We start from the raw sequence: 22571 nt of genomic DNA on the forward strand, positions 1-22571 counted from the left end.
AGCATTGGGGGAACGCAGCCGGAATGCTCAAAAAATTGGGGACCTTATGACGATTAGCTTCATCGTGCGCTCATGGCGACGTATACGCCTGCGCATGGCGCTGCTCATGTTACCCGGCTTTCTTGCTGGTTGCGCCGTTGGACCCGATTACCAAACACCTTTGCTGCTGTTGCCCACGCAATGGGGGAGTGCCAAGCAGGCGCAGCGCAATGCACCGCGCCTCAACAATTGGTGGTACGGCTTGCACGATGCGACATTGAATGACCTCATGGAGCAGGCGGTTGCGGGAAATCTCGATGTCGCGACAGCAAAAGCGAACATCCGTGAGGCTCGTGCCACCCTTCATCAGGCGCGCGGAACTCTCTTTCCGGTCATCGATGGTGTGTCATCTTCAACCTGGAACGAAGCATCATCGGATGGATCGACATCTGGCGTTTCGACTTTCAGCCGGCAATTTGAGAAAGGTTTTGACTCAAGCTGGGAGATCGACGTTTTCGGCGCCAACCGTCGCGGGCTAGAGGCCGCAGTTTACGGAAGCGAGGCCGCGGACGAACAGCTTCGCGCTACTTTACTGACGCTTGTCGGGGATGTCGCGTCCTACTACGTCGATGTCAGGGGCTATCAGGAAAGAATAGCACTTGCGAAGCGCACGGCTGCTTCGCAACGCTCAACGGCCGGGCTAACCCGCGCCAAGTTTCAGGCCGGAACGTCTTCGGCGGTCGATCTTGCGAACGCGGAAGGCCTTGCCGCTGGTACCGAAGCAAACATTCCCGAGCTGCAAATCAGTCTCGCGGAATCGATCCATCGTCTCTCGGTTCTAACAGGACAGCCTCCGTCAGCATTGAGCGCGGGGCTGAATAAGGCTGCACCTGTTCCCAGTGCCCGCTTGAATGTCCCGGCCGGAATTCCGGCAGACGTTTTGCTGAATCGCCCGGACGTTCGTCTCGCCGAGCGTCAGCTTGCGCAATATACGGCTAAAATCGGCCAGGCCGAGGCGGCCCGTTATCCAAGCGTAAGTCTCACCGGCGACATCTCGACGTCGGCGACGCATTTCGGCGATCTCTTCAAAGGCTCGACGATCAGCTGGGCTTTCGGTCCCTCGGTTACTGTCCCGATCTTTCACGGCGGTCAGCTCAAAGCGGCAGTCGAATTGGCCGAGGCCGAACGAGATACGTACTTCATCGCCTATCGCTCGTCGGTCTTGACAGCCCTAGAGGATGTCGAGAATTCGCTCGTCGGACTTTCGCAGGAACGCGTGCGCAATCGTAAGCTGTCTGAATCGGCGAAGGCTTATCGGCAAGCCACAACTCTGTCACGGGCGCTTTATCAATCGGGGTCGACAAGCTTCCTCGATGTCCTCGATGCGGAGCGATCGCTGTATTCGGCTGAGGATACGCTGATTGAGAGCAATGTCTCGATCGTCAAAGATTATATCTCGTTGAACAAAGCTCTTGGTGGCGGCTGGAACAAACCCGTGGACGCATCCCAGCCGGAAATCATCGACAGGAATACGGGGCCCCACTTTGCGTATAGATCGTGAGTTTACAGTTGCGGCCCCGGACCAACGCATTCGCCGCATCCTCATTGCGTCGGTTCTAATTGTAGTTGCTGCTGCCGCGGTCTTTGTCAGCACTAAATACCTTTCGACTGGCCAAAGGTCGAACGTCATGACTGCTGCGGTCGTGCGTGGGGACATCGAGGAAACCGTGCTCGCGACCGGAACGCTCAAGCCCGTCAAGCTTGTCGCCGTAGGCGCACAGGCGTCGGGCCGCATCACATCAATCAAGGTCGCTCTCGGGCAGACGATCAGGAAAGGCAGCCTGATTGCGGAAATCGACTCGATGACTCAGTCGAACGCACTTCGCACGGCGGAAGCCAATCTCGAAAATATCCGAGCGCAGCGTAGGGAGAAGGAAGCGACGTTGGTCAACGCCAAATCCTCGCTTGCTCGGCAGATAAAGACTCTAGCGCAAAATGCATCATCCCAAGCCGATTACGATTCTGCGGTCGCCGCTCTCGATACGACTACCGCACAGATAGCGGCCCTCGATGCCCAAATCACAGAAGCCGAAGTTGCCATCGAGACGGCGCGCGTCAATCTCGGATATACGAGGATCACCGCTCCAATAAACGGAACCGTTTTGTCGATCGTCTCTCAAGAAGGTCAGACAGTAAACGCAACGCAATCAGCTCCAACCATCGTCATCCTCGGGCAACTCGATGTCATGACCGTGCGCACGGAGATTTCCGAAGCCGATATCGTCAAGGTTGAGCCGGGACAGTCCCTTTACTTCACGATCCTCGGTGACCCCGATCGCCGATATGAGGGAAAGCTTCAATCCATCGAACCCGCGCCGGAGTCGATCACAAGCGATTCGAGCTTCAGCTCATCGTCTGGGGAATCGAGTTCTTCAAGTTCCTCGTCATCGAGCTCGTCGTCGGCCATCTACTACAACGGCGTGTTCGATGTACCCAATGCCGACGGGCATCTGAGGACCTATATGACCGCCGAAGTCCACATTATCCTGGGGCAGGCCAAGAACGTTTTAACGGTGCCATGCTCAGCAATCACGAGAAGCGCCGACGGATCCTACTCAGTCGCCGTCATCGATACCAACGGAACGATTTCAAAACGCGCCGTTGAGGTGGGGCTGAATGACAAGGTCGTGGCCGAAATCAAATCAGGCCTGAAGCTTGGAGAGCGCGTTGTCACGGGCGAACTTTCCGCCGATGCGTCGACCACAAATTTAAGGCCGGGACCGCCGCCGCCGATGGGTTTTTGAGATCATGACGGAACCGCTCATCGAATTGCGAAAAATTCGACGCGAATATCCATCGGGTGACGGTGTTATCGCGGTGCTAAAAGATGTCGATCTCACGATCAATCGTGGCGAGATGGTCGCGATTATGGGCGCTTCCGGCTCCGGAAAATCCACGCTGATGAATATCCTCGGCTGTCTCGATCGACCGACATCAGGAAGTTATCGGATCGACGGCCGAGAAACTTCATTGCTAAACAGCGACGACCTCGCAGCCCTGCGCAGAGAACATTTCGGCTTCATTTTTCAGCGATATCATCTTCTCAGCGATTTGACAGCGCTCGGCAATGTCGAGATGCCAGCAATATACGCTGGTCAACCTGTGCAAGCGCGCCGATCTCGAGCGCTTCGGCTTCTCACCGACCTAGGAATGGAAAAACGCGTTCATCACCGACCTGGCCAACTGTCAGGCGGGCAGCAACAACGGGTGTCGATTGCGCGCGCGTTGATGAATGGCGGTAACGTCATCCTTGCAGATGAGCCGACTGGAGCGCTCGACAAGCACAGCGGCGAAGATGTGCTTCGTATTCTTGGCGACTTTCACGCCGCCGGGGAGACGGTAATCATCGTCACGCACGACCTAGCTATTGCCCAGCGGGCGGAACGCATCGTCGAGATTAGCGATGGTGAAATCGTGTCCGACCGCGCTAATCCGAAGGCTGGCCCGGTCGTCGCAGAAGGACTTCGCCAGGCATCGGATACCGCTGAAAAGCCTCTCCAAGAGACGACACGTCTGTCCGATCTGGCACGCGTTCGCGAAGCGTTGCAAATGGCAATTCTCGCGATGAAGGCCCACAAGCTTCGAACATTTCTGACGATGCTTGGCATTATCATCGGGATCGCATCCGTTGTGTCCGTTGTTGCATTGGGTCAGGGTTCGCAGCAACGTGTTCTCGCCAACATATCGAGTTTAGGGACGAACACGCTCGAAGTTTTCGCGGGTAAGGATTTCGGTGATACGCGTTCGGGCAAAATTACGACTCTGGTGGTCGCTGACGCCGACGCGCTCGCGAAAAATGCTTATGTCGCAGCCGTCACGCCGACGGTTTCAACTTCAAGCACCGTGCGCTTTGGAGCGATAGAGGCATCTGTGCTCGTCAACGGCGTCGGAGACCGCTATTTTCTTGCCAGGGGAGCAAAGCTCGCCGCAGGACGATTTTTCGATGCCGACAGCGTCCGCCAGAGGGCGCAGGACGTCGTCATCGATGAAAACACCCGCAAGACTTTATTTGGGAGCGGTGACGTCGATCCGCTCGGGAAAGTCCTTCTGATCGGCAAAGTTCAATGCCGGATCGTCGGCGTGATGCAACCGCAGCAGGGAGGATTTGGATCGAGCCAGAATCTTTCCCTGTATTTGCCCTACACGACGGTTCAAACGCGATTTCTCGGTAGTTCATCGTTACGCAGCATAACGGTGAAGGTTGCCGATGATGTATCGACCAATCTCGCGGAGCAAGGCGTCACCAAATTTCTTATCCAACGGCATGGCACAAAAGACTTCTTTATTTTGAATACTGACGATATTCGGCAGACGATTACGAGCACCACCAAGACGCTAACGCTTCTGATCGCAGCCATCGCGATCATCTCATTGATCGTTGGTGGCATCGGCGTCATGAATATTATGCTCGTATCGGTGTCAGAACGCGTCAGCGAGATCGGCGTGCGGATGGCTGTCGGCGCCCGCCAAAAGGACATTCTTCAACAGTTCTTAATCGAAGCCGTTTTGGTTTGCCTGATCGGAGGGTTTCTTGGGATTATGTTGGCGTTGGGCGTTGGTGGCGCGTTCAATCTGCTGAGCGGAAATTTCCAGCTCATTTATTCCACAGCGTCCATGCTCATCGCCGTCTTGTGCTCTAGCCTCATCGGGATCGTGTTCGGCTACCTTCCAGCGCGGAACGCCTCGCGACTTGACCCGGTTGTTGCGCTCGCAAGGGTTTGATAAGGGTTAGGAGGTGAGCAAATGAACGCGGCTGTCGTCAAACGCAGAGCCTTGTTTCCGCTCCTACACTTCGGCGGATCGCAATGGCGATGCGCGATGCCCATTGTTCCGGCGTTCCAGGCATAGTGACTCGTATGTTGAAGATCGGTGGCCGGTCGAAGCGGCTCACTGACGCCGTTTTTAGCCGATCTACCCAAATGATATAAGCGCTGCGATGTGCTTGAAAAGCATCGCGTATATCTTCCGTTTCGCAACAGAGATTCGCGATGACGAATTGTCCTGACTTGGCGACTTGATCGGCGACCCAACCCAGATGGCGTGCGATTTCGATTGGACAAGTCAGCTGCGCTGAGGCCGCAAACTCGTTCCCTTCGAACGTTACCGCCGGCAGCTTAGAAGCAAGTGTTCGCGCAAGCGTCGATTTTCCGGAACCTGGCGGACCAATGATTAGAATTTTGCGCATGCGATAACAGCCCAACCCAACATCTAAGAGATTCTGAACAGGGTATATAAAGAAACGGTTGGATGGTAATTCGGTTTGGTATCAGAATGTTACGAAGTATTTCTCTTCGGTCTCAGATGCGCACGTGAAAGCCGGCGGATATGCCCGTAAGCGCAGTTAGATAGGCCGTCAGATAATTATAGGTTGCCAAAGGTCAGCAGCGTCTGCTCGCTTATGCGAGCATGAGCCGCCGTTGGCGGATCACCGCCGTCAGGTCTACGTTAAATAGGCGAATTTATCGGCAACGGCCGGCGTTTTTCAAATGATAGGCCGGGAACAACCAACCAGGCGCGTGGAAGGCGCCAATGTCGCGTCAAGACCGCCTCTGGCCCATCGCGTCATTTGTCGGTTGTCCGCTTTTGATCTGCTTGCCGACGTGACGCGGCGCGTCCGAACGGCATCGACTTTCGATAACGGGCGTCCGCTTTCTCTGGAGGCTGTGTGAAAACGCGCGCATTCTGATGAACCAATGTACGATTCCCGTGAGCTTGAGCGGGAGGATCGAATGGGTCGGTTTATCGAGGGTGCGGATCGGACACAGTCAACGCTTCTGCCGGAGGCGATTGACGACTACGTCGGCGAGGAAAACCCCGTCCGTGTGGTCGATGTCTTCGTCGATGCGCTTGATCTGGCGGCGCTCGGCTTTGAGGGCATTGTTCCAGAAGAGATGGGCCGCCCGAGCTACCATCCGGCAACGATCCTGAAGATCTACATCTACGGCTATCTCAACCAGGTGCAGTCCTCGCGTGGCCTTGAGCGCGAGTGCCTGAGGAACCTGGAGCTGATCTGGCTCACCGGGCATCTGGCGCCGGATTTCAAGACCATCGCCGGCTTTCGCCGCAACAACGGTCCCGCAATCCGCAAGGTATGCCAGCAGTTCGTCGCTCTTTGCCGCGGCCTCGATCTTCTGGACGCCGGCATTGTCGCGATCGACGGCATCAAGTTCAAAGTCGTCAATGCCAAGACGAAGAGCTTCACGCGAGAGAAACTCAAGCGGCGCCTTGGCGAGATCGATGATGCCATCGAAAGGTATCTCGTCGAGCTCGACCGTGCCGACGAAGTGGTTGGCAAGACCGGCATGTCGGTTCCCGATGGTCGCATCGCGCGCGCAAACAAGAAGCTGGCCTACTGCGGGCGAGAAGCTAATGCTTTGAAGACCATCGAGCAGCGCATGGACAAAAGCGGAGAGACGCAGGTTTCTCTGACCGATCCCGATGCCCGCGCCATGGCGACGACGCGCCGGAAACCTCGCGTCGTCGGCAACAACGTGCAAAGTGCCGTCGAGACCAAGCATCACCTGATCGTCGCGCACGAAGTGACGAACCATGGTTACGATCGTGATGCCTTGGCGATGATGGCACGTGCGGCGCGTGAGGAGATGTCCAGCGACGACATCGAGGCGATTGTTGACAAGGGCTATTGATCGTTGCGTGTGAAGAGGTCGGCTTCCCGGTCACCGTGCCCAAGCCGCACACATCCAACGCAGCCGCCCATGGACGCTTCGATCGAGCTGACTTCACCTATGTTGCCGGCGAGGATGCCTACGTCTGTCCGGCCGGTGCGCGGTTGACGTACCGCTTCACTAATACAGAGGCCGGCAAGACGCTGCATTCTTACTGGGCAGATGCGTGCGGAAGCTGCGCCATCAAAGGCCGGTGCACCACCAGCAAGCAGCGCCGCGTTCGTCGCTAGGAGCACGAGGGCGTCCTCGAGCGCGTACAGCAGCGGCTCGACGATGACCCCAACAAGATGTCGTTACAGTGCCAAACGGTCGAGCACCCGTTCGGGACGATTAAGGCGTGGATGGGAGCACCCCCCTTCAAGATGAAAACGCTGAAGCACGTTGCGACAGAGAGGGCGCTGTACGTCCTAGCCTACAAACTGAAGCGGGTGATGGCGATCCTCGGCGTGCCGAAGCTGCTCGGGGCGATGTGAGGGTCAGCGGGCCACCTCGGCCGTGTTGGTAGGTGGGTCCGCTCCTTCGTTCTCACACAGCCTCCCGAGCAAGCTGACTTCAGACAACGCACGAAGCCATTGCCTGGAGCCATCATTGGAAAGTCGCCATTGCCTCAAGAAGCGGACTTCGGTCACCTGTCGCTAAGGGCCAGCAGGAAATATGTGCTTTGGCAATGAGTCTGCACTGCAATACTTCGTTACATTTCCTAACGGTCAGGAAATCTGGTTCGCAGTTCGGAGCATTATATTTCGGACATACAGACTGAGTCATTCCGCATCTTCGCCTGAGCCCGTTTGTGCGTTTTCACGCTTTGAAACTTCTTCGAAGGGCAAGGCGTGAGAAAAAGGTGAAGCGTGTCATCTTATTCAGAGCGCATCGCGATTTTCATCGACGGACCAAACCTCTATACTATGGGGCAAAGTCTAGGATTTGAAATCGACTTCAAACGCTTCCTTGCCGTCTGCAAACAAAACCGGCGGCTGATTCGAGCATTGTATTACACCGCGCTATCCCACGAACAAGAATATTGCGCGGTGCGTCCTCTGGTGGACTGGCTCGACTTTAATGGCTTCTCGACGGTCACGAAGGCGGCCAAAGAATTCTTGGACGGCAACGGTCACCGCAAGATCAAAGGAAATATGAATATCGAGTTGGCCGTCGACGCCATGAAGCTCGCAATAAACCTCGATCATATCGTGATCGTGTCAGGGGATGGCAATCTGCGCTATCTGGTCGAGGCCTTGCAACACATGGGCAAGCGCGTCAGCGTGATGTCGACCTTAGCGACCCAGCCTCCGATGATCGCTGACGAATTACGGCGGCAGGCGGATCACTTTATCGATCTGGCGGACCTCGAAAAGGAGATCGCACGAACAAAAAATATCAGAAGAAAGACCTGATGCGCGCTATCGGCGTAATCTCACAAGCTGCGCGGCAGCTGTAGTGTCGCCAGCAAACCGCCGTCACGAGGGGAATTGAGTGCAATCGTGCCGCCCTGCGCAGAAATGATATCTCGGGCGATGGCCAATCCAAGCCCCACGCCGCCGGTTTCCCTGTTGCGAGATTGTTCAAGCCGCTGGAAAGGCTGAAAAGCTGTCTCAATTAGTTCATCCGGAATCCCGGGACCGTTGTCCCTCACAGTGACAACGACGTGCTCGCCATTCAGCCGAAGCCCAACGTGTGCGGACTCTCCGTATTTCACTGCGTTGTCGACGATATTCATGAACGCTCGTTTGGTCGCAATAGGCTGACAGGCGGTGAGCAGATGATCCGGACCTTGGTAGTAGACGCATGCGCCCGCATCCAAAAAATTATCGCAAATCGTGATAAGCAATGCGCCGAGGTCCACCCGCTCCGCCTTTTCGCGTTTCAAGTCGTCACTCGCGAAAGCGAGCGTCGCCGAAAGCATCTGTTCCATCTCTTCGACATTCTTGACGAGTGCGTCCTTGCTCGGGCTGTCAGCCAATTCCTCCGTCGTCAGGCGAAGTCGGGTTAGGGACGTTCGAAGATCGTGCGATATGGCAGCGAGCATGTGCGTCCGCTCATCGACGAAATTCTTGATGCGGTTTTGCATCTCATTCAGTGCGCGGCCGACAACCGCGAAGTCTCCCAGCTTCTTTGTATCGATCGGAGTGGCGTTCCGATCAATCCCAAGCCGTTGGGCGGCGCTAACAAGATCATCGATTGGAGACAGCGTGCGCTTGGCTGTCCAAATCGATAGGAAAGAGATTAGAAGGATCGCGCCGGCGGCGGTGATCATCGGTGGACTAAAAAGCGGACCCAATCGTGGAGGACGTTGCGACTCGATGTGCAGCCAGCTGCCGTCAGATCCTCGAACCAAAATACTGAAGCCGCCGATGATGGGAATATCCGGTTCATCGTTGGCCAAAACACCGGTCGGCAAATGTTGCTCGAATCCCGCTGGTACGAACTGAGTATTCTCGTTGTCTCCCGGAAATGCGGGACCTCCGCGCGCCTCGATTGAGACGCTTCTGACGGTTCCGCTCAGGCTTGCACGCAGCGAACGCTCCAGCCGGATAAAGAATTCAGGCACAACGCGCTCTGGGCTTGGTGGCTCCATACGTATCTCGTCCCACGAAATGAAAAGATGCAGCTCGTCGCTGAGCGTTTTGGCGACATCTTTGCGACGCGTCGTCTCGACGTCGAAGATTTTCTTCGTTGCTTCGCTCGTTTCAGAAATCAGCCAGCGCGCGCTGTAGATCGTTTGTGTGGGAGGCGGCAAAAAGAAGAATGTCGCCGCATTGAGCCCCTGCAAAAGAAGCAGTGCGGTAAGCATCGTGAGTGCAATGCGCGTGCTGAGGCCGACCCGAAATTTTCGCATGGGGGTTGCTTTCAATCGCGCGTCGCTTCGCTGTCGATCGGGGCGGTGAAAATATAACCGCCGCTGCGAACGGTCTTGATGAGCGTCGGTTGCGCGGGATTGGATTCGATCTTGCGCCGCAGTCTGCTGAGCTGGACGTCGACTGTGCGATCAAAGGGCGTGCTGGAGCGTCCGCGCGTCAGGTCGAGAAGTTGGTTTCTGGTCAGGACTTGCTGGGGCCTTTCGACAAATGCGAGCAGCAAATCGAATTCTCCCGCTGTAAGATCGACGAGGACATTATCCGGATTTCTCAGAACCCTTCTCACCGTATCGAGATGCCAACCGTCGAACACGTAGATGCTCTGCGTAACCGGCTCTTCTTTCGAAAGAGCGTTCTGCGTTCTGCGAAGAACCGCACGGATACGCGCAAGAAGTTCGCGCGGACTGAATGGCTTTGTTACGTAGTCGTCAGCACCGATTTCCAGACCAATAATGCGATCCGTCTCGCTCGACATCGCAGTCAGCAATACGATCGGAATCGGCCGGGTCGCTCTTAGTCGTCGGCAAAGAGACAAGCCGTCCTCGCCCGGCATCATGATATCGAGAACGATAAGATCGAATTTCCCCACCTCAAGCGACTTCCACATCGCAATATCGTTTCCGGCTTCTGTGACGCGAATGCCGTTCGAGACGAGAAAGCGAGCTAGGCCGGTGCGTATCTGTTTATCGTCGTCGACTAGCAGGATATGGGGAGATGCAAACAACTTATCGCCTTTGGGGTTCTAACTGGCATTCTATCTTCTTTATTGCTTGGTCAGCCACACAACAATCTCATTTCTGTAACGGACCGTTACAGTTCGAAGTGTCCCCGAAATCCAAACCTCCCTTCGCTCTGTTAGATACGGCGCAACCGGTGATCGCGAGAGCTTTGAAAGCTTTTTGGTGATCCGCCGTGAAGCTGAGGAGGTTGTCGTGTCCAGGAATAAACGATCCGTCATCGTAGTGACGGCTGCCGCCGCAATGTCACTCGTCTGTGGCGCCGCCATCTATTCGAGTGCGGCCGCAGAGCCAACCAGCAAAATGCCGCCGCAGCAGCAAATGGCGATGGGGCCCGGTATCCATGGAATGGGCGACAAATTCCCGGGTTGCGGAATGTTCGCGTCCATGCCGCCGCCCCCGCCGCCGCATGGTCCTCGTCCCTTGGCTTCGCTTCTGTCCGAAGCTGAGACCGAGATCGGCATTCGTGTCGAACAACTTGATGCTTGGCGCGACTTTACAGACGCGTTGCTGAATGTCGCCAAGCCGCCTCGTCCCGGTAAGAAAGAGCCGGAACCGGCGGCGGGTGATCAACAAAAGCCCTTCGCGTTCGCTGAGAAAATGGCAGATGACGCGGTCGCGCGCGGTCACGATGCAGAAGCCCTCAAGAAAGCTATCGAAGCTCTTCGGGCAAAACTCACGCCCGAACAGTTGACCAAAGTTAGTGCAATAGAACAGCGCATCATGCCTCCGCCGCACGACGGACCGATGCCGCCGCCGCCTTTCAATCTCGTTCCGCCTCCGGGTTTGGGTGGCGGGAACGGACCTGACGGTCTGCATCCCGACCCGTTGTGAGCGGAGATGCTGGGCGCGGAGCTTCCTATCTCTTCGCGTCCAGCACATTTGAGGAGACGGCGATGACACGCTTTTACGAAATCGGATTGCTGCTCACACTGATGTTTCTGTTCTTTGTTATCGCAGCGACGAGTGCACCCGTCTGATGTCATTTAGCAAAATGAATATGGAACCAAAAAATATGAATCGGCAGCTTTTGCTGAACGTTCAGCCCCGGACGGCGTCCGAGCAATTGGCTCTAAGCCTCATACGCGACGGTGCATTGAGGGAAGAGGAGTTTTTGGAGATGTCGGCGCTGTACCCGAGATGGCAGGTCTATTTGTCGTTGCGCTTAAGAAGGCTCGCGCATTCTTGGGGGCTGGAATTGAGGTTTTAGCAGCTTGATCTTCAGTTTAGGCCATAGATCAGTTGCTGTCGGCGAAGATTTTTGGAACGTGACATGAAACACATGTTTTCCCGACGGCAGGCCGTACGTGGATTGTTGTTCGGCTCTGCGGCCATCAATCTCATCGAAAAACCAACTGCAGCCTATGCCGCTGAGAATTCGCCCGTTGGGCCTCCAGGAGAGTGCACGCTTTTTCCGCAAGCGATCGAAGGACCCTACTATTTCGATCGCAAACTTGTTCGCTCCGATATCCGTGAAGGGCGGCCAGGGCTAAGCACGAACATGCTGCTCACTGTGATCGATGCAACGACATGCAAACCCATGACCGGCGCTCGTGTCGATGTCTGGCATGCTGATGCGTGCGGCGTCTATTCGGGCTATGCGCATCAGGGCGATGATCGCCGGATATCTACGACGGACGAGATCTATCTGCGCGGCACCCAAGCGACAGATGAGAAGGGAAGGGTTCTATTTCATACGATCTATCCAGGCTGGTATCCCGGCAGGACACCACATATCCATGTCAAGGTGTTTCTCGACGAACTTACGCTTGTCACCGGTCAGATTTACTTTCCCGATGATTTGAGTAAGAGAATTTATCGCGAACAGGTGCCGTATAAGCAACGGCCCAATCCCGACACTGACAATAACTCGGACTTCATTTTCAAGGAAGGCAAGCGCGAAGGTGGCGGCATCGTCTTCACCATCGACGAGACGCCAGACGTGTTGACGGCATCACTGGTTATCTCGGTTGACCGCACCGGGGCCGCAGCAAAGAGTTCAATGGGCTGGGGACCTTATCTGCGTCAACTCATCGGCCTGTAAACCAGTGCCCACACGCGGAGATCTTTGAGGCACACCACGGCATCTTAGGCGGCCGTTACGAACGTGTTTGAGACACGCGCGCGTTACGCCGGTTGACTAGCTGGCATTCTTTCCATGCTGGCGTTCGCCTCCGGAACCGGAAAACTCGAGACTGGTTTCGATAACCTCATAGGCCCAGCTCCGAAGCCAGTGCTGTTCGGTTCGGCGGTAATGCTCGCCTAAATTACGCCGTGACACACTCAGTTACACTTCGACGCGCGAAGTTCATCCTTCCTCGGTGTCGATGAGCTACAAACACCAGCGTAGACGCATACATGCCGGTTACTCAGTCGTCTTTCCGGCATGAACTTCTACGCGGGTCTGCCGTTCGCTTCTGTCCCCCACTACCCCGACAGGAGCGGGGCAAGCGGCAGGCCCGCGTTTTTTTGCGCGTTGGCTAATTCAACAAACATAATCCGGAGAGCTTTCGGACTTTTGATCCGTGTTTCAAGCGCATTGATGTTCGAGCCAAGCGAGACGCGGACACCGCCGGAATCCACGGCACCTGCAATATCCGCGTGCGATTGGCAGAAATACCTTTCTGAGACGTCAGCTTTCTCTGCAAAGCGGTGTCGACTTAGAACCCGTTGGCGAAACGGGCCGTGTGAAATTTGTACGAAACGTCGGTGGACGACTCCTAAGTCGGCTTTGCCGGGAGGCTGTGTGAAAACGCGCCCATTCTGACGAACTATTGTACGATTCTCGCGAGCAAACGCGGGAGGATCGAATGGGTCGGTTCATCGAGGGTGCAGATCGGACGCAGGCGACGCTTCTTCCCGAGGCGATTGACGACTACGTCAGCGAGGAGAACCCTGTTCGTGTGGTCGATGCGTTCGTCGACGCGCTCGACCTAGCGGCGCTCGGCTTCGACGGTGTCACCCAGAGGAGACGGGCCGCCCCAGCTACCACCCGGCAACGATCCTGAAGATCTACATCTACGGATATCTCAACCAGGTGCAGTCCTCTCGTGGCCTCGAGCGCGAGTGCGGGAGGAACTTGGAGCTGATCTGGCTCAAGGGTCGCTTGGCACCCGACTTCAAGACGATCGCCGACTTCCGGCGCGACAACGGTCCAGCCCTTCGCAAGGTATGCCAACAGTTCGTCGCCCTTTGCCGCGGCATCGATCTCCTGGATGCCAGCATCGTCGCAATCGAAGGGAGCAAGTTCAAAGCTGTCAACGCGAAGACGAAGAGCTTCACGCGCGAGAAGCTGAAACGTTGCCTTGGAGAGATTGATGCGGTCATCGAACGGTATCTCGTCGAGCTTGACCGTGCTGATGAGGTGTTGAGCAAGACCGACATGTCAGTGCCGATGGCTCGGCTTGAGCGTGCGATCAAGAAGCTGGCCTACTGCAGACGAGAGGCCAATGCCTTGAAAGCAATTGAGCGGCGCACGGACAGCAGCGGAGAGACGCAGGTCTCGTTGACCGATCCCGATGCCCGCGGCATGGCGACGACGAGCAGGAAACCCCGTGTGGTTGGCTACAATGTGCAAAGTGCAGTCGAGACGAAGCATCACCTGATCGTCGCGCACGAGGTGACGAACCTCGGCTACGATCGAGACGCCTTGGCAATGATGGCGCGTGCGGCGCGGGAGGAGATGTCCTGCGATGACATCGAGGCTGTCGCCGACAAGGGCTACCACAAGGGTGAGGAGATCGTGGCGTGCGAGGAGGCCGGTATCCCGGTCACTGTGCCTAGGCCGCACACCTCGAATGCAGCCGCCCATGGACGCTTCGATCGAGCTGACTTCACCTATGTTGCCGGCGAGGATGCCTATGTGTGTCCAGCCGGTGCGCGCCTGACGTACCGCTTCACGAACACCGAGGCCGGGAAGACGCTGCACTCGTACTGGACCGATGCCTGTGGAAAATGCGCCATCAAAGGCCGGTGCACCACCAGCAAGGAACACCGCGTGCGTCGCTGGGAGCACGAGGGCATCCTAGAGCGCGTTCAGCAGCGCCTCGACGATGATCCCAACAAGATGTCGCTACGGTACCAGACCGTCGAGCATCCCTTCGGGACGATCAAAGCGTGGATGGGCGCCACTCACTTCAAAATGAAAACGCTGAAGCACGTCGCTACCGAGATGGCGCTGCACGTTCTGGCCTACAATTTGAAGTGGGTGATGGCGATCCTGGGAGTGCCGAAGCTGCTCGGGGCGATGTGAGCCCCAGCGGGCCTGACCGGTCGTGTCAGTAGGTTGGCCGCTCCTTCTTTCTCACGCAGCCTCTCTGCTTTGCAGACTTGGCGCGACTGAAAGCCAAGACCAGATTTTGGTGCGAGGGATTTCACATCTGACTGGCCCTGCCGCCAAGCATCGAGATGTTTGTTCAGGAGCGCCGCACGTTCGATCGCCGCGGCACAATCCATGCTGAGCGTCTCTCGACGCAGCGTGCAACCGGCGACGTAATCTCGTTTGTGCGGAGCCCAGTAATACGCGACACTACCATTTCGGAGCCGTTCGACCTGCATGTAGCGAGGTCAAGACGGTTTTTCGCATGTCGTTCTAGAGCACCTCCGATGCATCTGTGATGCGGTCTATACGAGCGGACAGCCGATCAATCGTTTTGTCGGTGGGCGCCGGCATCCTGTTCACTGCTATCCTGCAAACGGGTGGCTGGCAGATGTCGCATGCACTGCTCGTCGCCTCCTCAGCCTCGGTGTCTTTGTCGGGGCACGTGTCATCGGTCAGGGAGCCGGTCACATGGCACTCGTAATCGCCGCTCTTGCTGCGGGCGAGACATACAACTTCTTCGCGACCGGAGAGCGGACGGTCATCGAGCGCGAGGCGGGAGTGGACCCTTTGCGGGCCCTCGCCAAGCACAACGCGGCGGTCCGGAAGCTCGCTGCGCTCGAATGGGGGCGAAGGTTCGAGGCCTTCATCGCCTACCATTTATATTAGTCACTTACGATTTTGATCGCCATTGCGAGCGTCCCGAGAGGCTCTATGGGTAGAGACCAATTTGGTTTTTGTCCGCGCGTTAGTTGAGATAAGCCCTAAGAAACGCTCGAAGCTCACGAATTGATTGAATCGGATTGAAGTCCTTGAGGATCATCGCTCGTGCGAACACGCCGTCGAGATACGTTGAGATGAAGCTCGCGGTCTCATCGACATTTACTTTGCGAAATTCGCCGCTCTTGATTCCGTCGGCCAGCATCTGGAGTGCCCTACGCCGCGCTCCGGCCAGTCCAGGCGCTGGCCGACGACGGCCAAGTTCTAACTTAATCCGTGATGAGGCCAGACCGTATTCTGATAGGTTGACCAATTGCTGGGGCCGCTGTTCGGGGTGCTGCCGCGGCGGCGTTTTCCAAAGTTTCTCTCGTATCGCGGTCGTGAAAATATCGCCCCTTTTGTTTGGCCTGTCACTGATGAAACACTTGGCACCGCACTCCACGTGGGGATGATCTTGCTCAGGTCTCGGTGCGGGCGATGGAACTTTAGGACACGAAGAGCATCGCTGCGGCAAAGCCTCGTAACAGTACGTTACAATTTGCGAATTTAGAGAAATCGCGCAGGCCAATTTTCCGCAGAGAAACTCCCTTGATCTGTTCATTAAAATTTTTCTCGTAGAGGATGATCGATTGAGATCGCAAGAAAGGCGAAGCTGCGCGAGTTCAATCTAAGTCTGGAAAGAAGGTAATGCGAAAAATCCTCATCATGGGCCTTCCCGGCTCCGGCAAGACGACCTTGGCATCTTTGCTCGCTCCAAAACTCTCGGCGGTGCACTTAAATGGAGATGCGGTTCGAGAACATCTTAACCGTGACCTCGCTTTTGATCTCCCTGATCGGATTGAACATGCGCGCCGCCTTGGCTGGCTATCGGACCAAATCACCAAAGCAGGGCATTTCGCAGTAGTAGATTTTGTTTGTCCAACTGAAAGCACACGAGGCGCATTCCAAGCAGAAAAGTCAGCATTTATTGTCTGGGTCGATCGCATCAGGGCGGGGCGCTTCGAGGACACGAACAAGATATTCGAAGCACCATCAGTCTACAATATTCGAGTGTCCAGTCAGGGAGCGCCTGAGCAATGGGCAGCACACATCGTTTCAACGGTTCGAATGGCGATCATGCAGACAAGTAAATTCGCAATTTGAGGGTTGCGACAGCAGATGCTTCAAAAATCATTAAATATCTAGGCAAGAGAAATTTGCACATGCGTCACCACTTGCTGATTGCAGGCACCGGCAGGGCGGGCACGAGCCTCCTCGTGCGTATACTCGATGCGTGCGGATTAGAAACTCAGCTCCGGGGGCGGTTCGGTGATATAGGCTGGGACGAAAGTGCTCAAGCTGGTCTAGAAAGTATTCCTGTCCTTGGAGAAAATCAGCCGTACGTGGTCAAATCGCCTTGGAGTTACCAATTCATCGATGAGTTGCTCCGGCGCCCGGATCTGAAGTTAGACTGCGTATTTCTTCCGATCCGAAATTTAGCTGAGGCTACGGCAAGTCGTATTACTCTGGAACTTCAGCACCGCTATCAGACTTGGGAAGCCGCGACCGAGTTGCACGAGAGCTGGCGCGAATGGGGCGTCGTGCCAGGTGGATTGACCTATTCGTTGGAGCCCATCGATCAGTCCCGATTGCTTGCACATTCTCTGCATCGCATGATTGAAGCCCTGGTCAGGCACGACGTTCCCATAAAGTTTCTATATTTTCCAAAGTTCGCCGATGATTTGGAATATTTGTACCGGTGTCTAAAGGGTGCGCTGCCGACCGAACTTTCTTTTTCGGAATTTCAGCGTCGAGTGGTGCCAGTCATTAATCTGCAAAAGATACGAGCCGGTTGCGAATTGCGAGCTGAAATAGAGGTTGTTTCAGATTGTCATCCCGATCGCTTTGTGGAAAGCGAGGGACTACCGTCGTTCGGTACGATTGATAACATCAGTCTCAAAAGAGAACTCAAGTCATTGCGAAATGACCTCATCCGCATCACGGGTGAGCGAGACAAGTTGATTGCTGCCGAACAGCAACGATTACGGCGCTCTTTCAAGCAAGTTATCGTCAGACGGCTTCGCAAAATTGCAAAGTTATCGGATAGACTGCGCGAGTGTGTGCTAAGCTCTAAATAGAGCCGTCGTTCCGGGTCAACCTGACGCTCTAAACGAGGACGGAATTCTAGCCTTTCAAACCGTCAAGTCGGGTTTCGGCGCGAACGTGGAGTGATGCACAGACGATAGACTTTCATGAGCCGATACCACGACTGAATTGCTGAATATTTGATGCCTGTCCATCCTCCAGTAAAATGATGCCTGAAAATATAATATTTGAGAAAATTTATCTGAAATTCAACGGGCAACCTAAGTGCCAAACTCAAAGAAGTACGACTTTTCGCATTCTCAACGAGAAGCCAAGTTCGCTCATCCAACTTCGTTGCTAAATGGGCAAACGAGCGGATGGAGTGGTGATGGATTGAAGCCTTGAGTCTTCCTACAGCAAAATCCCCAGTCAGAACGGAATCATGAATGGGCGAATTTCGGTAGCGCACAACTCGCCGGTCATAAAGTCGGACATACCGATGATCGCGGGGCCAAAAGCGTGGTGCGGTGGCCCCAGGATACACTAGATCTATAGGTATGCTATATGCTCGCCGAGCTGGCGCTTTGTGCTCGAAAAGGCGCCTAATTTCTTCTTGCAAGGCGAGCGTTACGACTTCGTCCGCATCTAGATTGAGTAGCCAGTCATTTCGGCAGATGTCTTCGCCAAAACGCTTTTGTCCGCCAAAGCCTAACCAAGGTTGAGAGATAACTTTACATCCCGAGTTACGCGCGACAGCTAAAGTATCGTCTGTTGAAGCACAATCGATAACAACGACAACTTCATCTACCCACGATTGAACAGAATGAATTGCGTATTCGATACGGTCCGCTTCATTCTTAGCGATTATAAAGCATGACACCGGTAGTCTCTTCATCGCGGCCCCCCTAATATGGGCTGCGCTGCTAGCCAGCCGCTTCGATCGAAGTATGACTAGCCGAACTCAAGTTTGTAACATTTTGCTACTCCCCGAACGCGTCTTCGACAGTTGGAAGTCAAATTGAAATGCAATGATACAAAGTGAAATCTGTCTGTGTAGATAGGAAGCGGATGATCGTTCCTGTAAACTCCTAGAAGGCGTCCTGGCTAGGTCGCCTATGCGGCGATCTCGCTCTGCGGGATTGATCAGGCTCCAAGGTTTGTATTTTGAGAATTGTACGCAATCTAAGCGACTGTCCCGTCATACCGAGGTTTTGAGAAATAGCCGCCGGAGAGTTCATAGTCCGAGCTATGCACATTCTTCGATTAGGAAGACAGGTTCTCTGCGTTGCATTTAGCTATAGAGCGCTCGCTTCCTAAGGGAGAAACCAAGACCATCAGATTGTGGAACTAGCGGCTCGGTGTCTCCCTTGGTAAGGGTTTCATTATCATTGGAGACGGAGCATTTGCCCTGCTCGATCGCGAGACGGCGACGACAGGAATTCAGGACGCTGGGCCGCCAAAAGTTCGCATTGCAGCTGGTAGCCGTCGGCCATCGCTAAATCGTCGACCATCCTAAGCGTCTCTTCAGTCAGACGGTCGAGCGTGTTCTGGGCGCCTCGAGTCGCCGATATCGCCTCGATGTGCGCTGGCGCTCCATCAGACAGGGCGCCTTCGCGCTTGAGCGCCTTTCTCAGATCCGCTCCCGCTTTTCTGATTTTCTGCCGCATGTCGCTAACCCGTCGGCCGCCTTGCCTCATCGGGCTTAATTCGCTTGGCGGCTTGGCCGGCTTAGAATGCGGCTTCAGCTCATCGATCGGCGTTTGCGACGTAAAACCTGCCGATCAGATCCATCGGTGAAAACCGCAACGTCGCCGTGGTGCGTGCTGCGCGGCCGCTATGTTGATGAATGGCCGAATTTGCAAAGGCTGAAAGGCGTAAAGCCCGCGGCGTGCTCGACCTGATGTTGCAGTTGAGGCCAAGGGTCTCTAGCACTTTCGCAGCGAGTAGGCTGATCGGCTTGGAGAGCAGGAAGTGACGGGGGGCGGTGCGCCGTGAACCGAAATCAGACGACAGGCCCGACGTTCGGCTATACGCTCGGCGAGGAAATTCTGTTTAACGATCATTCCCAGCGATTCGGCTTGGCAGCAGTGCGTCGGACCTTTGGAGAACAGGATAAGCGTGCGGCAGTCACGATAAGGCTATCAAGAAGCTTTATGTCGCGGAGAAGATCGAGATGAAGCGCCGTCGCTTGAATCTTGTCGAGGCTACCCGATTGCATTATTTACATTTCCTCGATCACTTGGCGAATGTAATCTACGTATTTTCCTTTACCGAGACTCGCGAGCCAGTGCTCCATTTCGGAAGGTTTAAGATAGCCTAGGCGAAGCGCGATTTCTTCGGGGCACGCAATTTTGAGGCCCTGGCGTCTTTCAATGGTTGCGACGTAATCGCCCGCATCCATCAGGCTCTCGAATGTTCCCGTGTCGAGCCATGCGAAGCCACGACCCATCTTTTCGACGTGGAGCGCATCAAGCGCTAGATACATTTCATTCAACGTCGTGATCTCGAGTTCGCCACGTGCCGATGGTGTAACGCGTGATGCGAGGTCAGCGACGCGCTCATCGTAGAAATAGATGCCAGTGACGACCCAACGCGATTTTGGACTCGTTGGCTTTTCGATGATGGATAGCGCTTTGCCAGAGGCGTCGAACGTGACGACGCCATAGCGTTCTGGATCGGCGACTTCGTAAGCAAAAATTGTTGCGCCACTGTCGCGGTCTGCGGCGGCGCGCAACATGTCGACAAGCCCATGGCCGTAGAAAATGTTGTCACCGAGGACGAGCGCGCAGCGGTCGCCGCCGATGAAGTCGCGGCCGATGATGAAAGCCTGCGCCAGCCCCTCTGGTGCGGGCTGGATAGCATAGCTCAAGCGGATACCGAATTGCTCACCTGAGCCGAGCAGACTTTGAAACAAGGGCTGGTCGTGCGGCGTGGTGATGATCAGGATGTCGCGAATGCCAGCGAGCATGAGCGTCGACAGCGGATAATAAATCATCGGCTTGTCGTAGACAGGAAGAAGTTGCTTTGAAACCGCGAGGGTCAACGGGTAGAGGCGTGTGCCGCTTCCTCCAGCGAGAATGATGCCCTTCAATGTGCTCATGCTGTTGAATCGAAGCCCTGTTTCGGACGTTGCGGTGTTTCGTCATGACGTGCGCCGATCATCCGATCGAGAGCCTCCGATAACGCATCCTGCCATGGGCGGAGCTTTATGCCGTAGACATGTGAAAGCTTGTCGTTGGAGAGCACAGAATAGGCGGGGCGGCGGGCTTTCGTCGGATAGGCGCTTGTTGGTATTGGATGGACGATTGCTTGGGGTCCGCCTCTTCGGGCTGCTCCGTCGATGATTGCGCGGGCGAACCCGTACCAGGACGTCTCACCGCTGTTTGTTGCGTGAAATGTGCCGAAGCATTTGGGGCTTGGCGACAAGGTGCGAAGATGACTGATGATTTGGCAAACCGTCGTGGCGAGATCGAGAGCGTAGGTCGGGCTGCCGCGCTGATCATCGACGACGTTAATCTCGGGTCGTTCGTGATTGAGGCGCAACATCGTCTTCATAAAGTTTGATCCAAACGGACTGAAGACCCAAGCCGTGCGCAGAATGATATGCTTGGGGTTGGCTTCGGCGACGAGGCTTTCACCGGCGAGCTTGCTCTCTCCATAGACACCGAGCGGAGACACTGTATCAGTCTCGACGTACGATGCGCCTTTGCTGCCATCAAATACATAATCGGTCGAAAAATGAATGATTGGAGCGCCGATCTCGGAGGCGGCTTCGGCGGCAGACTGTGCGCCCACTGCGTTTATTGCGAAGGCGGTCTCGGATTCATCTTCCGCCTGGTCGACGGCCGTATAGGCCGCGGCATTGACGATGAAATCGGGCAGCGCTGCCCGGATTGCCTCAGATACCGAAGATGGATTGCGAAGATCGGTCTCCGGTCGTCCGATCTGCACAACGTGATATCCGGATGCGCTCAGAGTTTCGTCGAGGGAACGGGCGACTTGGCCGTTGCGGCCGAGGACCAGAATGGATTTTCCGTCAGATGTCACGCGGAATTATCCGCAAGCTGAGTTTCGTTGATTGGCGAATTATCAATCAGGCCGAGCCTGGTTCCGGAATAGACGTTTTCGCGCAGAGGACGCCACCACCACGCATTATTCAAGTACCAGTCGACGGTTGCGGCAATGCCAGTCTCGAACGTTTGGTCGGCGCGCCAACCTAATTCCGTTTCGATTTTTGTTGGATCGATGGCGTATCGCCTGTCGTGACCGGGGCGGTCGGGCACGAAGGTGATGAGATTTCGTCGCGCGATATCGCCTGGGGAGCGATCGTCAACGAGGTCGCATATGCGCTCCACCACCGCAATGTTTTCAACCGGCGCGCGACCGCCGATATTATAGGTTTCGCCGGTGCGACCGCGCTCGAGAACAGTCGCGAGCGCCTTCACATGATCCTCGACGTAAAGCCAATCGCGTACGTTGCGGCCGTCGCCATAGACGGGTAGCGGTTTGTTTTCGAGGGCATTGAGAATGATCAGCGGGATCAGTTTCTCGGGAAAATGATAGGGACCATAGTTGTTCGAGCAGTTCGTAATCAGCGTCGGCAGGCCGTACGTCTCGTACCAGGCGCTGACGAGATGATCTGATGAAGCCTTGCTGGCGGAATAAGGTGACCTTGGATTGTAGGCGGTGCTCTCCGTGAAGAAGCCGTCACCGTCCAGGCTGCCGTAAACTTCGTCGGTGGAGACGTGCAGGAAGCGGAACGTTTCTCGAAGCGCTGGGGGGCGTTCGCTCCAATATTTCCTGGCGGCCTCGAGCAGGACGTGCGTTCCCAAAACGTTGGTAGAGATGAAAGCCGCAGATGACGAAATTGATCGGTCGACATGAGACTCGGCGGCAAGATGCATGACCGCATCGGGCCGGTATTCAGCGAAGATGCGATTGATGCTGTCGCCGTCGCATATATCGGCTTGAACGAAGTGATAGTTGGCTCGGCTTGAGACCGAAGCGACCGATTGTAAATTAGCAGCGTATGTGAGTTTGTCGACGTTCAGCACGTCCCAGCTGCGCTCATGCACCAGATACCGGACTAATGCGGATCCGATGAAGCCAGCTCCGCCTGTGACGATGACTCTCATTTTTTCCCTCAGAGTTG

18 protein-coding genes and 2 pseudogenes are annotated in these 22571 nt (G+C 55.5%); 11 read left to right on the forward strand and 9 right to left on the reverse strand.

The features are described 5' to 3' along the window. The first annotated feature begins 46 nt into the window (after positions 1-46). Genes HYPMC_RS08225 through HYPMC_RS08235 form a run of 3 tightly spaced genes read left to right on the forward strand, consistent with a single transcriptional unit; the run spans position 47 to position 4761 of the window. A complete protein-coding gene (locus HYPMC_RS08225) occupies positions 47-1540 on the forward strand; it encodes an efflux transporter outer membrane subunit (protein ID WP_050976765.1) in 1494 nt (497 codons plus the stop codon). A gap of 28 nt (positions 1541-1568) precedes the next feature. Further along, complete coding sequence (locus tag HYPMC_RS08230; RefSeq protein WP_041300806.1) at positions 1569-2783, forward strand: efflux RND transporter periplasmic adaptor subunit; 1215 nt, start codon at positions 1569-1571, stop codon at positions 2781-2783. 4 nt (positions 2784-2787) lie between these two features. After that, the gene (locus HYPMC_RS08235) at positions 2788-4761 is read left to right on the forward strand and encodes a MacB family efflux pump subunit (protein WP_013947417.1); all 1974 of its coding nucleotides are present in this window, start codon (positions 2788-2790) and stop codon (positions 4759-4761) included. A gap of 37 nt (positions 4762-4798) precedes the next feature. On the opposite strand, the gene HYPMC_RS25020 is transcribed toward HYPMC_RS08235, so the two are convergent. Beyond that, positions 4799-5239, reverse strand: a complete 441-nt coding sequence (locus HYPMC_RS25020; RefSeq protein WP_371199582.1) for an AAA family ATPase — start codon at positions 5237-5239, stop codon at positions 4799-4801. 529 nt (positions 5240-5768) lie between these two features. On the opposite strand from HYPMC_RS25020, the pseudogene HYPMC_RS08245 reads away from it, so the two are divergent. Next, positions 5769-7198: pseudogene (locus HYPMC_RS08245) on the forward strand (IS1182 family transposase). Between the two features lie 375 nt (positions 7199-7573). After that, positions 7574-8119 carry an NYN domain-containing protein gene (locus HYPMC_RS08250; RefSeq protein WP_013947423.1) on the forward strand — a complete coding sequence of 182 codons (546 nt, stop codon included), beginning with the start codon at positions 7574-7576 and terminating at the stop codon, positions 8117-8119. Positions 8120-8139: 20 nt separating this feature from the next. Here HYPMC_RS08250 and HYPMC_RS23195 read toward each other — a convergent pair whose 3' ends face one another. Both HYPMC_RS23195 and HYPMC_RS08260 read right to left on the reverse strand, forming a co-directional pair. Continuing rightward, complete coding sequence (locus HYPMC_RS23195) at positions 8140-9561, reverse strand: ATP-binding protein (protein WP_013947424.1); 1422 nt, start codon at positions 9559-9561, stop codon at positions 8140-8142. 11 nt (positions 9562-9572) lie between these two features. Continuing rightward, positions 9573-10304, reverse strand: a complete 732-nt coding sequence (locus HYPMC_RS08260) for a response regulator (RefSeq protein ID WP_013947425.1) — start codon at positions 10302-10304, stop codon at positions 9573-9575. A gap of 208 nt (positions 10305-10512) precedes the next feature. Here HYPMC_RS08260 and HYPMC_RS08265 point away from each other — a divergent pair, with 208 nt between their 5' ends. The 4 genes and pseudogenes from HYPMC_RS08265 to HYPMC_RS08290 all read left to right on the forward strand — a co-directional run bounded on the left by HYPMC_RS08265 (position 10513) and on the right by HYPMC_RS08290 (position 15304). Next, positions 10513-11151: a Spy/CpxP family protein refolding chaperone gene (locus HYPMC_RS08265; protein WP_013947426.1), complete on the forward strand. Its 639-nt coding sequence runs from the start codon at positions 10513-10515 to the stop codon at positions 11149-11151. A 439-nt stretch (positions 11152-11590) separates the two neighbouring features. Next, entirely contained in the window at positions 11591-12361 is a 771-nt protein-coding gene (locus HYPMC_RS08275; RefSeq protein WP_013947428.1) for an intradiol ring-cleavage dioxygenase, read from the forward strand. A 766-nt stretch (positions 12362-13127) separates the two neighbouring features. Continuing rightward, a pseudogene (locus HYPMC_RS08280) lies at positions 13128-14569 on the forward strand (IS1182 family transposase). A 537-nt stretch (positions 14570-15106) separates the two neighbouring features. Next, a complete protein-coding gene (locus tag HYPMC_RS08290) occupies positions 15107-15304 on the forward strand; it encodes a hypothetical protein (RefSeq protein ID WP_013947433.1) in 198 nt (65 codons plus the stop codon). 79 nt (positions 15305-15383) lie between these two features. Here HYPMC_RS08290 and HYPMC_RS24180 read toward each other — a convergent pair whose 3' ends face one another. Next, positions 15384-15560 carry a hypothetical protein gene (locus HYPMC_RS24180; protein ID WP_157135415.1) on the reverse strand — a complete coding sequence of 59 codons (177 nt, stop codon included), beginning with the start codon at positions 15558-15560 and terminating at the stop codon, positions 15384-15386. Between the two features lie 482 nt (positions 15561-16042). On the opposite strand from HYPMC_RS24180, the gene HYPMC_RS23645 reads away from it, so the two are divergent. Together HYPMC_RS23645 and HYPMC_RS08300 are read left to right on the forward strand one after the other, a co-directional pair. Further along, positions 16043-16498: an adenylyl-sulfate kinase gene (locus HYPMC_RS23645; RefSeq protein WP_013947435.1), complete on the forward strand. Its 456-nt coding sequence runs from the start codon at positions 16043-16045 to the stop codon at positions 16496-16498. A 59-nt stretch (positions 16499-16557) separates the two neighbouring features. Next, on the forward strand, positions 16558-17472 hold the full coding sequence (locus HYPMC_RS08300; RefSeq protein ID WP_013947436.1) for a hypothetical protein: 915 nt from the start codon (positions 16558-16560) through the stop codon (positions 17470-17472). A gap of 62 nt (positions 17473-17534) precedes the next feature. Here the strand turns inward: HYPMC_RS08300 and HYPMC_RS23650 are convergent, their stop codons facing one another. From HYPMC_RS23650 to rfbB, 5 genes are all read right to left on the reverse strand, one after another. Then, positions 17535-18314 carry a glycosyltransferase family 2 protein gene (locus tag HYPMC_RS23650; protein WP_013947437.1) on the reverse strand — a complete coding sequence of 260 codons (780 nt, stop codon included), beginning with the start codon at positions 18312-18314 and terminating at the stop codon, positions 17535-17537. 490 nt (positions 18315-18804) lie between these two features. Then, a complete protein-coding gene (locus tag HYPMC_RS08305) occupies positions 18805-19086 on the reverse strand; it encodes a hypothetical protein (protein ID WP_013947438.1) in 282 nt (93 codons plus the stop codon). A 554-nt stretch (positions 19087-19640) separates the two neighbouring features. Then, the gene (gene rfbA, locus HYPMC_RS08310; protein WP_197535973.1) at positions 19641-20510 is read right to left on the reverse strand and encodes a glucose-1-phosphate thymidylyltransferase RfbA; all 870 of its coding nucleotides are present in this window, start codon (positions 20508-20510) and stop codon (positions 19641-19643) included. A gap of 5 nt (positions 20511-20515) precedes the next feature. Next, on the reverse strand, positions 20516-21466 hold the full coding sequence (gene rfbD / locus HYPMC_RS08315; RefSeq protein ID WP_013947441.1) for a dTDP-4-dehydrorhamnose reductase: 951 nt from the start codon (positions 21464-21466) through the stop codon (positions 20516-20518). Continuing rightward, on the reverse strand, positions 21463-22554 hold the full coding sequence (rfbB, locus tag HYPMC_RS08320) for a dTDP-glucose 4,6-dehydratase (RefSeq protein ID WP_013947442.1): 1092 nt from the start codon (positions 22552-22554) through the stop codon (positions 21463-21465). The genes rfbD and rfbB overlap by 4 nt, the downstream gene beginning before the upstream one ends. Positions 22555-22571: the final 17 nt, after the last annotated feature.

This window comes from Hyphomicrobium sp. MC1, assembly GCF_000253295.1.
Lineage (GTDB): Bacteria > Pseudomonadota > Alphaproteobacteria > Rhizobiales > Hyphomicrobiaceae > Hyphomicrobium_B.